Source organism: Burkholderia sp. PR2 (assembly GCF_052372875.1).
Taxonomy (GTDB): Bacteria; Pseudomonadota; Gammaproteobacteria; order Burkholderiales; family Burkholderiaceae; genus Burkholderia; species Burkholderia diffusa.
Window position 1 is genome coordinate 1,258,904 of record NZ_JBQRWH010000001.1, and the last position, 11,854, is coordinate 1,270,757.

Sequence of the window (11,854 nt, forward strand, 5' to 3'; positions counted from 1 at the left end):
CGGTCGCACGGCCGCGCCGCACACGTCAGTCCGACGATCCCGTGCCGCGCGGCCGCTCGATTCCGTACGCTTCCATCCAGCGATAGAGTGTTGCACGCGACACACCGAGCTCGCGCGCGGAAGCGGCGACGCGTCCGCGCGTGCGCAGCAGCGCGGATTCGATCGCTTCACGTTCGATCGACTTGCGGATATCGGCAACGGACGGCGAGGCGGCGTCGAGACAGTATTCGAGCTCGAGGTCCTGCGCGGTGATCAGGCGCCCTTCCGTCATCACGACCGCGCGCCGCACGCGGTTGATCAGTTCGCGGACATTGCCCGGCCAGTCGTGCTTGTAGAGCGCCGTGATCGCATCCGTCGAGAAGCCGCGCACACGATGGCGCGCGTCGCCACGAAAGCGTTCCAGCATGTGATGGGCGAGCAGCTCGATGTCCTTGCCGCGCGCACGCAGCGGCGGCTGATCGATGCGCATCACGCACAGACGGTGGAACAAGTCCGCGCGGAAACGCCCTTCTTCCATCGCTTCGCGCAGGTCGACGTGGGTCGCGGAGACGATCCGCACGTCGACCGGCACCGGATCGCTGCCGCCGAGGCGATGAATCGCGCCCTCCTGCAGGAAGCGCAGCAGGCTCGCCTGGCTCTCGTGCGGCAGGTCGCCGATTTCGTCGAGCAGCAGCGTGCCGCCGTTCGCGGCCTCGACGTAGCCGATCCTGCGTGCGTTCGCGCCGGTAAACGCGCCGCGCTCGTAGCCGAACAGTTCCGATTGCAGCAGGTGGGGCGGGATCGCACCGCAGTTGACCGCGACGAACGGGCCGTTGCGCCGTTCCGAATGACGATGGATCGCGACGGCCGTCAGCTCCTTGCCGGTTCCCGTTTCGCCGAACACGAACACCGGTGCGTCGGTGCGCGCGAAGCGCCGCACCGTATCGAACAGCCGCAGCATCGCGCTACAGGTGCCGACGATGCCGTGCTCCCGCGATTCGAGGGCTTCGCGATCGCGCGCGAACAGGCATTCCATTCCGTACGCATGGCCGACCGTATCGGCGATTCTCTGGTGCGACGCGGGTAACGTGATGTAGTCGAAGCAATAGTCGCGCAACAGTGCGCGCACGTTCGGCGAGGCCGTCTGGCCGGTTTCGACGAGCGCGACCCATACGACATCGCGCATCGACGCGCAAGTCGACGCGATGCTGCCGATCGCGTCGGCGTGGCCGCCGCTCAGGTCGAGGATGCCGCAGGTGATTTCGCCGGAGGTGTCGCGCAATTCGTTTGCGTGTGCAACGACCGTCACTTTCCAGTCGCGCCGAGCAAGCTCCTTGCGCAGCATGACGGACGGCGACTGGGTCCAGTAAATCAGAGGACGCTGCACGGTAGTCCTCCCCCCGCCTGCGCTGTTATCGCGCGCTATTGGCATATTCATAACGAACCATCACTTTCTCCACTCCGCGAATCGTTCGCGTGCGCTGCGGTCGGCGGCGCATGGCCGCCTGTCCCTACTGCGTTTCCGCAGCTTTGGCGAAGATCGAAACTGCACAAGGCGAGAGCCCCCGGAGGTCGAGCCGGATGTTATCCGGCCTCGTTGTCATCGAACTCGAAGGGAACGCGCGGCCACGGGAGCCGAGGCGTTCCGGCTTTCATGCGACGCGCCGTCAGGCGGAGCACGTCGGCAAACGGAAATTTCGTCCGCATTTGCGTCGCGTCGTACACGACAGTCGCGCCCGATGCTGAACCGGATGGCCGCCAACCCGCTTCCGGAATGGTGACCTCATTTCATCTGCTCCTGAATTTACACCCCGTATCGAGATGGCCTTGTTACCAAAAGATAAATAACAATTCAGGCCATTACGCTGCCGCTCCGCCGTCGCGGCGCGCATTTAGCGACTCAGATTTGATTATCTACGACCATTCCTGTCAATCAGTGGCAAATCCCACTTTTCTGCAAGATCGGTGCCTCCCATTGCCCGCGATTCTCGCCTGAATCGCACAAAAAGTCCGGACAACATGTTTCGTGCGTCGGTAATCGCGCGTCCAGCGCGACACCGGTGTGACACATCGAACGCGGGTGAACCGGGCGCGCCCGTTACAACATCGTAACGAAGCGGCCGGCCGGATCGTCCGTCTCCTGTCGCGATGCAGCATGACGTCCATGCCTGTCGCGCCATCTCCGGTCGTTGCCGGCATGCCAATGCGACAGGCTCGGCGCTGGCGCAAGCCCGCGCCGAGCGCCAAAAGAGTCGGGCAGCGCGGAATGGCAAGTATGCGCGTGTTGGCCGGCAGGGCGAAATGATCGCGGCCAGATGAAGGATGCGCGCACCGCGAGGAAATCGGCGATGCGGTAGACGGTGGTGTGCGAGCGACAGCCGATCGCGATGCGCGACCTGACCGCCATGAACGATCTCAATCTTCAAGCAAGGCCCCCGGTCCTTCAATCTCGTTCGATGCGGACGACCTCGCTACGCATTTCGCAGCGGGCCGTCGCGATGCGTCAATTATGGGAAAACCGCCATACGGCCACCGTGTGCTACCGCACATTGCCCCGATCACGGCACGCCTTGCGCAGCCGGCATCGGCCCCGCGAAACAGGAGTAACGGGAGCGTGAGTACGCTTTCGAACAGACCGCCGCGCGCCGCATCCGCATCATGGATATCGTTGGGTCGCACGCAACGAACGCGTTGATGCGGCCCGGCGTGCTGAAGGCTTCACACGAGGACGGCATCATGGAATGGCATTGTTGTGAATTCGAACATCTGAGCGCCATCGATCTCTACGCAATCCTGCGCTCGCGAAACGCGGTGCTGGTGGTCGAGGACGCGTACACGCATCTCGACATCGACGGCAAGGATGCGCATGCGCTGCACGTGTTCGCGTGCATGCACAGGGGCGACACGACGGAAGTCGTCGCCTACGCGCGCGTGCTCCCCGGCGACGACGCGGATCCGGACGTCGTGATCGACAAGGTACTGACGAGCGAGGCATGTCGCGACGACCGCACCCTCGAGCAACTGATGCAGCGCGCGCTCACGGCCGCGCAAGCAGCATGGCCCGACGTGTCCGTGCGCACGCACGTGCCCGCACAGCGCCAGGCTTTCTACAAGCGTTTCGGATTCCGCAAGGCTTACGGCCCCTATCTGGAACAGGGTGCGCCGTTCGTCGGTCTCGTCCGGCCGGCAGGCCGCGCCGCCGGCGCGCTGCGCCAGCTCCTGTCGCGGAGCCTCTCCGCGCCGCGATCGCGAGACGAGGACGCGCGCGTCGACGGCTGCGCACACAACCGGCTGTCCGCCGATACCGGAGTCAATCGATGAGCGCCACCCTTCGCCCGGTTCCCGAACCGGAGCTGCCCTGCATCCTGCCCGTCATTCTCGCCGGCGGTTCGGGCACGCGCCTCTGGCCGTTGTCGCGAGAGCAGTATCCGAAGCAGTTGATCGAGCTGACCTCGAACGAATCGCCGCTGTCGTCGACCGCGCGCCGCCTGAACGGCATCGCGAACGCGGCACTCGGCGACACGCTGCTGCTGGTATGCGGTGAACAGCATCGCATCATGAGCGCCGCTCAGGTGCTCGGGCGCGCGGCGCCTCCCCGTATCCTGCTCGAACCGGCCGCGCGCAACACGGCACCTGCGCTGACGCTCGCGGCGCTCGACGCCAGCGCGCTTGCGGACGACCCCATCCTCGTGGTCATGCCGGCCGATCATGTGATCGGGGACGTCGCCGCATTCCAGGAAACGATCGGACGCGCGGCGCGCTACGCACAGGAAGGCGCGATCGTCACCCTCGGCGTGCTGCCGCGCCGCGCGGAAACCGGCTACGGGTACATCCAGGTCGGCGAACCGCGCGCCGGGCGCCTCGGCGGACAAGGCGGCCATGCAATCGGGCGGTTCGTCGAGAAACCGAACGCCGCCCTCGCCGAACGCTACCTGCATTCGGGCGATTATTGGTGGAACAGCGGAATTTTCATCACGCGCGCATCGATCTGGCTGAAGGCGATCGGCGCGCTCGCACCCGACATCCATGCGGCCTGCGACGCGGCATGGCGCGCTGGCACCGCCGAGGACCCGTTCTTCCGAATCGACGCGGCGGCTTTCGACGCCTGTCCGTCCGACTCGATCGACTATGCGGTCATGGAACGCCTCGCGCAGAGCCCCGAACTCGGCATCGAAGGCATCGTGGTCCCGCTTTCCGCGGGCTGGTCGGACGTCGGCACCTGGGATGCGATCTGGGAAATCATGCCGAAGGACGATCAGGGCAACGTCGCGCGCGGCCCGATCGTGTTCGAGGATACGCAGGACAGTTTCGTGCGCTCGGAAGGCCGGCTGATCGCGTGCGTCGGGATGAAGGACGTCGTCGTGATCGAGACGCCCGATGCGGTGCTCGTCGCGAACAAGCACGACGTGCAGCGCGTGAAGAACATCGTCGCGCGCCTGAAGACCGAGCAGCGCCCGCAGGCAAGCGAACACCGCAAGGTGCAGCGGCCGTGGGGACACTACGATTCGATCGATCTCGGCGAGCGGTTCCAGGTGAAGCGGATCGTCGTCGAGCCCGGCAAGCGGCTGTCGCTGCAGATGCACTATCACCGTGCCGAGCACTGGATCGTCGTGCGCGGTACCGCGAAGGTCACGCGCGGCGACGAAACCTTTCTGCTCAGCGAGAACGAATCGACCTACATCGCCGTCGGCGAGGTCCACCGTCTCGAGAATCCCGGCCGGATTCCGCTCGAGATCATCGAGGTGCAGTCGGGCGACTATCTCGGCGAAGACGATATCGTGCGGTTCGACGATCTGTATGGGCGGCCGGTTGTCGAGACCGCGCCGCAGCGCGCGTCGCTCGCCTCGCGCGAACCGGACGAGGAAGTCGCGGAACGCGGCGTCATCCGGTAGGCGCGTGCCGATCGCGGCGGCGCGCTCGACGATGACGGGCGCCGCCGCGCGATCAAGCGACGGCGGTCCGTTCTCCGCGTGCCGCCGCAAACCGGCGTCCCACGCGACGCACTATCAGTCGATTCCGCCTTGCGACCAGCGCGCCTGCCGGACGGACTCGCGCACGCGCGGCAACAACGACGTATCCGCGCCGACCGCGTCACTCGCGGCCGACAGTGACTGAAGCGCGGCCGCACACGGCGTGCCCTTCGCTCGCCCTCCCGATGCCGTCGTCGGCCGGCCGGCCGCGCAATCGTGCGCAGGGTCGATCCGGACCGGCATTCCGCCGATCTCTGACAGTTGGTTGTCCGCAATACGTACGCCGGACACGTTTCCCCACAGACGAATGCCGTCGAATCGCGCGTGCGATACGCGGTTGCCGATCACGGTCACGCGCGACACCGAACCCGACCACGTGCTGACCTCGATCGCCGCCTGCTGTGTGATCGGGCGCGGATCGGGCCGCCCCGTCGCGGTCTGGATATCCGCGATCGAGTTGCGCTCGATGCGGATGTCGGACGAGCCGGCGGTGCGGTTGCTGTCTTCCTGCGCGACGAGAATCCCCGAGCTCACCTGCACGTTGCGCACGATGTTGTTCGAGATGGTGACGTTCGCACCGCCGACCACCGTGATGCCCCGGCCCCACGGATTGCCCTCCAGCGAGTTGCCGGTAATCAGCACGTTGCGCGTCAGCACGCCTTCCGCCAGGTAACTCACCACGGCGATCATGTCGTCGCCGGTGCCGCGCACGACGTTGCCTTGCACGAGCACGTTGTGCGAGCCGTGCGTCATGTGAATGCCGTCCGCCAGCGTCGACAGCACCTCGTTGCCGACGATCGCGACGTCCGCGCCGCCGAACACGAAGATGCCGGCGCCGGCGCCGCCGTCGACCACGTTGTCGAGGACCTGCACGCCGCGCCCCGTTACCTCGACCTTCGTCGACGCGGGCGTCGTGAGCCGCGTCGTGCCGGTTCCCGCGAGCCGGAAGCCGACGAGTGTCGTACCGTCGCCGCGCATCTCGATCGTCTGGTCGTCGGGAGTTGTCGCGATCAGCGTCGCGCCGTAGCCCGACAACACCACATTCGGCTGCCGCACGACCAGCGAGCGGCCGATCACGTACCGCCCCGGCGCGAATATCAGTCGCTGGCCCGGCTGCAACGCGTCCAGCGCACGTTGCAGCGTGTCGGTCTGATCCCCCGCGTCCGCGGCGGGACGAACGTACGCATCCGGTACGTTCGCATGAAGCGCGCCCGGTGCGGGCGTACCGACTGCCGCCACGGCACTACCCGGCCACGCAGGGCCGCCTGCAATGCACATGCCGGCGATCGCCGCGCATGCGAGAAACGGGCTTTGCGATCTACGCATATCGAATCTGCTCCCTCGAATGACTTCGTGCGCGTCGGCTGGCGCCCCCGAACACGGCATGCCGGCCTGGTTGCCTGCCCGTGATACCGCCAAAAGCGGGCGATAAGATACGTTCGATTAGACCATTCGAAACAGCCGGGTTTCGGTGCGTCAACAGACCAATGCACCCTGCTCTCGCGGCGCGATCTCGCGTGCCGTTGACCATCGCACTTCCCTTGAAGCGAATCGCAGAACGGTAGGCTCGCGAACCGACTGCCGATCGACGACGCGTATCATGGCTATCACGCGACGCGACCGTGCTACGGCATCGCCCAAAGGCACCGGCCGCACCCGATCCGGCGTCGTGGTCCCGACGTGCAGTGCGCCCGGGAGAGCACCACGCGCGCCGCACCCGGATCGCCCGCCCTTCGCTCGTTCAGCACCCGTTCATGACCGACCTGACCATCGCAATCTGCAACTACAATCATGGCGCGTACCTGCGCGACGCGATCGATTCGGCGCTCGCACAGACCGCGCACGATGTACGCGTGCTGGTTGTCGACGACGGTTCCACCGACGATTCGTGCGACATCATTCGCTCGTACGGCGAGCGCGTGACGGCGGTGTTTCAGGAGAATCGCGGTCAGGTCGCCGCATACAACCGCGCGCTCGAGCACGTCACGACGCGCTACGTCATTCTGCTCGACGCGGACGACCTGCTCTATGACGACGCCGCGATCCGCGTGCTCGCAGCGTTCGCGTCCGGCGACTTCGTGAAGGTGCATTTCCGGCTCGACGTGATCGCACGGGACGGTGCGATGACCGGGGCGAGCGTGCCGCAGTCAGCCGTCGACACCGATTGCGGCCGCCTGCTGCGCGCGGGCTGGCTGTACCCGTCGCCGCCAGCATCGGGCAACGCATATCGGGTCGATGCGCTCAAGCGCATCTTTCCGGTGCCCGTCACCCCGGACAACCTGCATGGCGCCGACTTCTACGCGATCTACGGTATCGCGTTGCTCGGCAACGTGCACATGATCGATGCAACGCTCGGCGGCTATCGCGTGCATCAGCAGCCGGATACGCGCCCGGCCGACGGCACGCCAGCCCTTGCCCTCACCAATTCGGAAGACGCCGCGACAGGCGCGCAGAAGGCTGAACGCCGGTGGTCGACGCTGCGCATGATCGCCGGCACGCGGCTGCACGAGGCGTTACCGATCGCGCCGCTCGACTTCGCGATCGAAAAGGCCCGCTTCGCCAGCACCCTATATCGCGCGCCGCTCGTGCGACGCTGGCGCTGGTTCCTGTGCGAATCCGGGCGCTACTGGCAAACCGTGCTCCGCAATCCGTTCTGGGGTCCTGCCAAGAAGGTGGCCGTCGCCGGGTTGTCACTCGCATGCCTGCTGCCGTCAGCAACGCTCAGCAACCGCGCGATTCGCTACATCTCCAACCCTCTCGCACGCGTGCGCAAGTCATCCGGTCGTCGCGCCGACGCTCGATAGCAGCGCGGGACCCGCGCTTCCGGCGCCGAATCGTGCCTTCGGTAAGCCATCGCACCCAGTGGGTCGCGCATGCGCTGCACAATGATCCGGACCAGTGGATTCACGCGCACTGACCGGATTTCGCCGCGTTCTCGTCTCCAGTCGTCGTAGTCGAACGCCGGCTTCCGATATTCCGAGGAATCTAGCCGCCACGTAGAACGCGACATGGATGCTTCGTGCTGCATCGTGTTCGGTGCGCGCCGGCAACGTCTACCCGATATTGCATCGGCTGGAATCACCGGGCCGCCTCGCCAGCTCACACATGCGACCGCGACAGCAGGATCCAATGGCCAAGACTGCCATGCATTTATCAATCAGGAATGCATAGTTTAACGAACCGGACACCGAGACCGCACGATTTTCAGGCTGCTCATCGTCACGATGGGCGATGAATGTGCGATCGGATCGCTAGACCCGAAGATGACCAAAGAAAAGATCGTTCATATTGCCGAGGCATTTGGCGGCGGCGTGCTGTCGATGCTGACCCATCTCGCGAACCATGCCGCGGCAACCGGTGTCGAAGTGACGGTGCTGCATTCGATCCGACCGGAAACCCCGACCGATTTTTCAACGCTGTTCCTGCCCGACGTGAAGCTCACGTACGTCGACATGGCGCGCGAGGTGAGCATCAAACAGGACCTGCGGAGCTTGCGTTCGCTGGTCCGTAACCTGCGCGACTGCAAGCCGACCGCGATTCATCTGCACTCGTCGAAGGCCGGCGTGCTGGGGCGAGTCGCCGCCCGGATCGCCGCCCCGGATGCGAGGGTCCTCTACTCGCCGCACGGACTCTCGTTCCTGCGCCGCGACGTATCGCGCATGAAGCAGTACGCCTACCTGAACTTCGAACGCATCGCGGCGCATATCGGCGGAACCATCGTCGCGTGCTCGGGCAGCGAACTCACCGAGATCAGGGAAAAGGTCCGGGCGAAGTCGGCGGTCCTGGTGGAAAACGGCGTGAATGCGGCGGAGATTCCACCGCGTCGAACGCGCGACGATCACAAAGTCGTCATCGGGATGAGCGGTCGGGCGTCGTTCCAGAAGAATCATGAAGCATTCGTACGCCTCGCCGACGCGCTGCATGGCGCGGACGTCGAGTTTCTCTGGATCGGCGGCGACGCCGCCGAGATTCCGGATCCCGTCCAGCGCCGGGCCGTCGTCTGCAGCGGCTGGGTAACTCGCGCTCGTGCGCTCGCGCTGACATCGGAACTGGACATCTACGTCCAGACTTCCCGCTGGGAAGGCATGCCGGTCGCGCTGATCGAAGCGCAGGTCGCCGGCATACCGGCCGTGGTGACGGACGTCGTGGGCAATCGCGACGTGGTGATTCACGGCGTGACCGGCTACGTCGCGTCGAACGCCGACGAGATGACCGCATATCTGCGCCTGCTCCGCGACGACCGGCAGCTTCGCGAGGAAATGGGTGCGGCTGCCCGGCAGCGGGCGATTCAGCGATTTTCGATGAACGCGATCTTCCGTCAGTGGCACGGCCTTTACGGACTCGACACCGACGAGCCGCGTGTCGACACGCGCGACTTCAAGCCGGTTGTACCGGATCACGTCAAAGCCTGATTCCGATTTCGACATTCCCTTATCGACATGACCGCTTTCAAGAAATCGAAGCAACTCGTATACAACGGACGATTCACGACGCAGAAAACAACCGGCGTGCAACGCGTCGCGCGCGAACTGATCGCCGCACTGATCAAGTTTCAGCCGCAGGAGCCGGTGACCGTGCTGGTGCCGCCGCAGCCCAGCGTCGAGATAAGCGGCGCGAAGACGGTCAAGGTGGGGTTTTACAAGGGCGTGGTCTGGGAGCAACTGGTTCTCCCGTTGTTCGCGCGCCGCGGCTGCATCGTCAATCTCAGCAATTCGGCATCCATTTTCATCGGCAACCAGATCATCTACATGCACGACGCGGCGGTGTTCGACACGCCCGCGCATTTCTCCCGGCCGTTTCGCATGTGGTACCGGATCATGTTCTGGATTCTCGCGCGAACCTCCGTTTGCGTGCTGACCAACTCCAGTTTCTCGCGGGATCGCCTCGCGCATCACTGCGGCGTTTCCGCCGACAAGATCAGCGTCGTGCCACTTGGTGCGGACCATCTCGATGCCCTGGAACCGGACACGAGCGTGCTCGACAAGCACGCGCTGACGCCGGACCGGTTCGTGCTCGCGGTCAGCAGCATGAACCCTACCAAGAACTTCGGCCGGCTGATCGCGGCGTTCCGGCAGATCAACGATCCGTCCGTCGATCTCGTGATCGTCGGTATGCAAAACACCACCGTGTTCGGCAAGCAGGATCATCTCTCGGCGGCCGAACCGAACATCAAGTACGTGGGCTACATCAGCGACGAGCAACTGAAGGCGCTATACCAGAACGCGGCGTGCTTCCTTTACCCGTCGATCTACGAAGGCTTCGGCATACCGCCGCTCGAGGCGATGCGATATGGCTGTCCGGCGGTCGTCGGTCAATCGGCCGCACTGCCGGAAGTCTGTGCCGATGCGGCGCTGTACTGCGATCCGTATTCGCAGGACGATATCGCGCAGAAGTTGCGGAGCCTGCTCGATTCCGCTGAGCTCAGGGCCGAGCTCAAACGTAAAGGAAGCCTGCACGCGGAAAAATATCGCTGGAGCCGAAGTGCCGAGATGATGAAGGAGATCTTCGATTCACTGTAGGGCGATCGCGGCGTGTGGTCATCGGGAAAGGAACGGATCGACACGCCCTGCCCTCATGCGCTGCCCGGCGCCCCGGCCGAGACTCATGGTTTCACGCAGTCGCGCCACCGGTGGCCGGCATGCTCGGCAAATCGGCGCAGTTACGCAACGTTGACCGTGCTGCCGGTCGCAGCCCGTCGATTACCGAACAGGCGCTTGCCGAGATACGACCTGATCGGCTCCTCGACGAATTTCGCGAGGACGGCAGCGGCGACGATCGAAACGCCCGCGGCAAGAATCGCCGTTCTGACGACGTGGATGTCGCCATGCGGGGCATACGCGAACACCAGCCTTCCGATCGGATAATGCACGCAATAGAGCGGGTACGATATCCAGCCGAGGAATGCACTGATACGTGCAATCACCTTGCCGCTCGGAGCCAGCATGGCGCCCCGATAAACCAGCGCAGGCGCGATAAACATCAGCACGGCAAGCGCGTAGATTCCCTTGATCGACGTCGGAAACACGACCATCAGCAGGAAAGCGACAAACAGCATGTAGTCGTTCCTGATGAGCCCGGCGACAAACCAGTGCGGCCTGACCGGGAGACCGGCGTCGTGCATCTTCCCGATCGCAATGCCCAGCAGGAACCCGTAGCCGACCCTGAAGAATCCGCCGATGAAGTTATCGGCAGACCAACCCTGATTCAGGATGACGGTCAGCTTGTCGTTGTCGAGGCCCACGAGCCACCCATACACGACGAAAGCGCCGAGACATGCATACGCCAGTCGCAGCAGATTCCGCGCATTCATCCTGAACGCCGCGATCAGGACGACACTCGCGAACAGCTCGAAGAACAGCGACCATGCAGGCGGATTCAGAGGAAACACCCCTGGGTCATCGACTGCCGGCAAGCCGTGATTCGCCGCGCCGACGAAGCCCGACACGGAGAAACGACCGAGATACGGAACGAGAAAATAGTTCTGCCCGGAAGCTGCGGCCAGGTTACCGAACGAAAACGCCGCCGACGAGTGGATACGCATGACGACGAGGCTCACGAGTCCGATCGTGAGCCCGATGCATATCATTGGATACAGGCGTATCACTCGTCGCTTCAAATACTCGCCCCACCACGATTCCTGACGCAATCTTTCGCCGTAAGCCTGCGTCAGGATGAATCCACTCAGCATGAAAAAAACGTCCACCGAAAGATACGCGCTCTGCAGTATCGGAATCGGCAGATCCTGAAGGAAATGCATGAACATCACGCTGATTGCCGCAATGCCGCGCAACCCGTCCAGAATTTCAAACTTCTGCTTGTGAATAGCCATGAAAAGTGGTGGCTCCGGGAAATATTGGTTTTGGGACCCGGCAATCTACAAAGTGGTCGCATGCCCCGTACCGCAC

At 64.2% G+C, this 11,854-nt stretch carries 8 protein-coding genes; 5 read left to right on the plus strand and 3 right to left on the minus strand.

Annotation, left to right across the window (positions count from 1 at the left end; translation table 11 throughout):
• Positions 1-25: 25 nt before the first annotated feature.
• Positions 26-1,417 carry a sigma-54 dependent transcriptional regulator gene (locus ACT2FV_RS05490; RefSeq protein WP_059599264.1) on the minus strand — a complete coding sequence of 464 codons (1,392 nt, stop codon included), beginning with the start codon at positions 1,415-1,417 and terminating at the stop codon, positions 26-28.
• Positions 1,418-2,715: 1,298 nt separating this feature from the next.
• On the opposite strand from ACT2FV_RS05490, the gene ACT2FV_RS05495 reads away from it, so the two are divergent.
• Complete coding sequence (locus ACT2FV_RS05495; RefSeq protein WP_444503899.1) at positions 2,716-3,300, plus strand: drug:proton antiporter; 585 nt, start codon at positions 2,716-2,718, stop codon at positions 3,298-3,300.
• On the plus strand, positions 3,297-4,871 hold the full coding sequence (locus ACT2FV_RS05500; RefSeq protein ID WP_444503399.1) for a mannose-1-phosphate guanylyltransferase/mannose-6-phosphate isomerase: 1,575 nt from the start codon (positions 3,297-3,299) through the stop codon (positions 4,869-4,871). The genes ACT2FV_RS05495 and ACT2FV_RS05500 overlap by 4 nt, the downstream gene beginning before the upstream one ends.
• Before the next feature lie 114 nt (positions 4,872-4,985).
• Here ACT2FV_RS05500 and ACT2FV_RS05505 read toward each other — a convergent pair whose 3' ends face one another.
• Positions 4,986-6,275, minus strand: coding sequence for a right-handed parallel beta-helix repeat-containing protein (locus ACT2FV_RS05505; protein WP_444503400.1), 1,290 nt, complete (start codon positions 6,273-6,275; stop codon positions 4,986-4,988).
• A 428-nt stretch (positions 6,276-6,703) separates the two neighbouring features.
• Here ACT2FV_RS05505 and ACT2FV_RS05510 point away from each other — a divergent pair, with 428 nt between their 5' ends.
• From ACT2FV_RS05510 to ACT2FV_RS05520, 3 genes are all read left to right on the plus strand, one after another.
• A complete protein-coding gene (locus ACT2FV_RS05510; RefSeq protein ID WP_444503401.1) occupies positions 6,704-7,753 on the plus strand; it encodes a glycosyltransferase family 2 protein in 1,050 nt (349 codons plus the stop codon).
• A gap of 459 nt (positions 7,754-8,212) precedes the next feature.
• Positions 8,213-9,361 (plus strand): glycosyltransferase, encoded by a 1,149-nt coding sequence (locus tag ACT2FV_RS05515; RefSeq protein WP_444503402.1) that lies wholly within the window; start codon positions 8,213-8,215, stop codon positions 9,359-9,361.
• 27 nt (positions 9,362-9,388) lie between these two features.
• Positions 9,389-10,468 carry a glycosyltransferase family 4 protein gene (locus ACT2FV_RS05520; RefSeq protein WP_444503403.1) on the plus strand — a complete coding sequence of 360 codons (1,080 nt, stop codon included), beginning with the start codon at positions 9,389-9,391 and terminating at the stop codon, positions 10,466-10,468.
• A 140-nt stretch (positions 10,469-10,608) separates the two neighbouring features.
• Here ACT2FV_RS05520 and ACT2FV_RS05525 read toward each other — a convergent pair whose 3' ends face one another.
• Complete coding sequence (locus ACT2FV_RS05525) at positions 10,609-11,778, minus strand: acyltransferase family protein (protein ID WP_444503404.1); 1,170 nt, start codon at positions 11,776-11,778, stop codon at positions 10,609-10,611.
• Positions 11,779-11,854 lie beyond the last annotated feature (76 nt).

What these genes read in the sequence shown, in the direction of transcription:
- ACT2FV_RS05490 (WP_059599264.1), bottom strand. Translation starts at nt 1,417, where the DNA reads ATGAATATGCCAATAGCGCGCGATAACAGCGCAGGCGGGGGGAGGACT.
- ACT2FV_RS05495 (WP_444503899.1), top strand. Translation starts at nt 2,716, where the DNA reads ATGGAATGGCATTGTTGTGAATTCGAACATCTGAGCGCCATCGATCTC.
- ACT2FV_RS05500 (WP_444503399.1), top strand. Translation starts at nt 3,297, where the DNA reads ATGAGCGCCACCCTTCGCCCGGTTCCCGAACCGGAGCTGCCCTGCATC.
- ACT2FV_RS05505 (WP_444503400.1), bottom strand. Translation starts at nt 6,275, where the DNA reads ATGCGTAGATCGCAAAGCCCGTTTCTCGCATGCGCGGCGATCGCCGGC.
- ACT2FV_RS05510 (WP_444503401.1), top strand. Translation starts at nt 6,704, where the DNA reads ATGACCGACCTGACCATCGCAATCTGCAACTACAATCATGGCGCGTAC.
- ACT2FV_RS05515 (WP_444503402.1), top strand. Translation starts at nt 8,213, where the DNA reads ATGACCAAAGAAAAGATCGTTCATATTGCCGAGGCATTTGGCGGCGGC.
- ACT2FV_RS05520 (WP_444503403.1), top strand. Translation starts at nt 9,389, where the DNA reads ATGACCGCTTTCAAGAAATCGAAGCAACTCGTATACAACGGACGATTC.
- ACT2FV_RS05525 (WP_444503404.1), bottom strand. Translation starts at nt 11,778, where the DNA reads ATGGCTATTCACAAGCAGAAGTTTGAAATTCTGGACGGGTTGCGCGGC.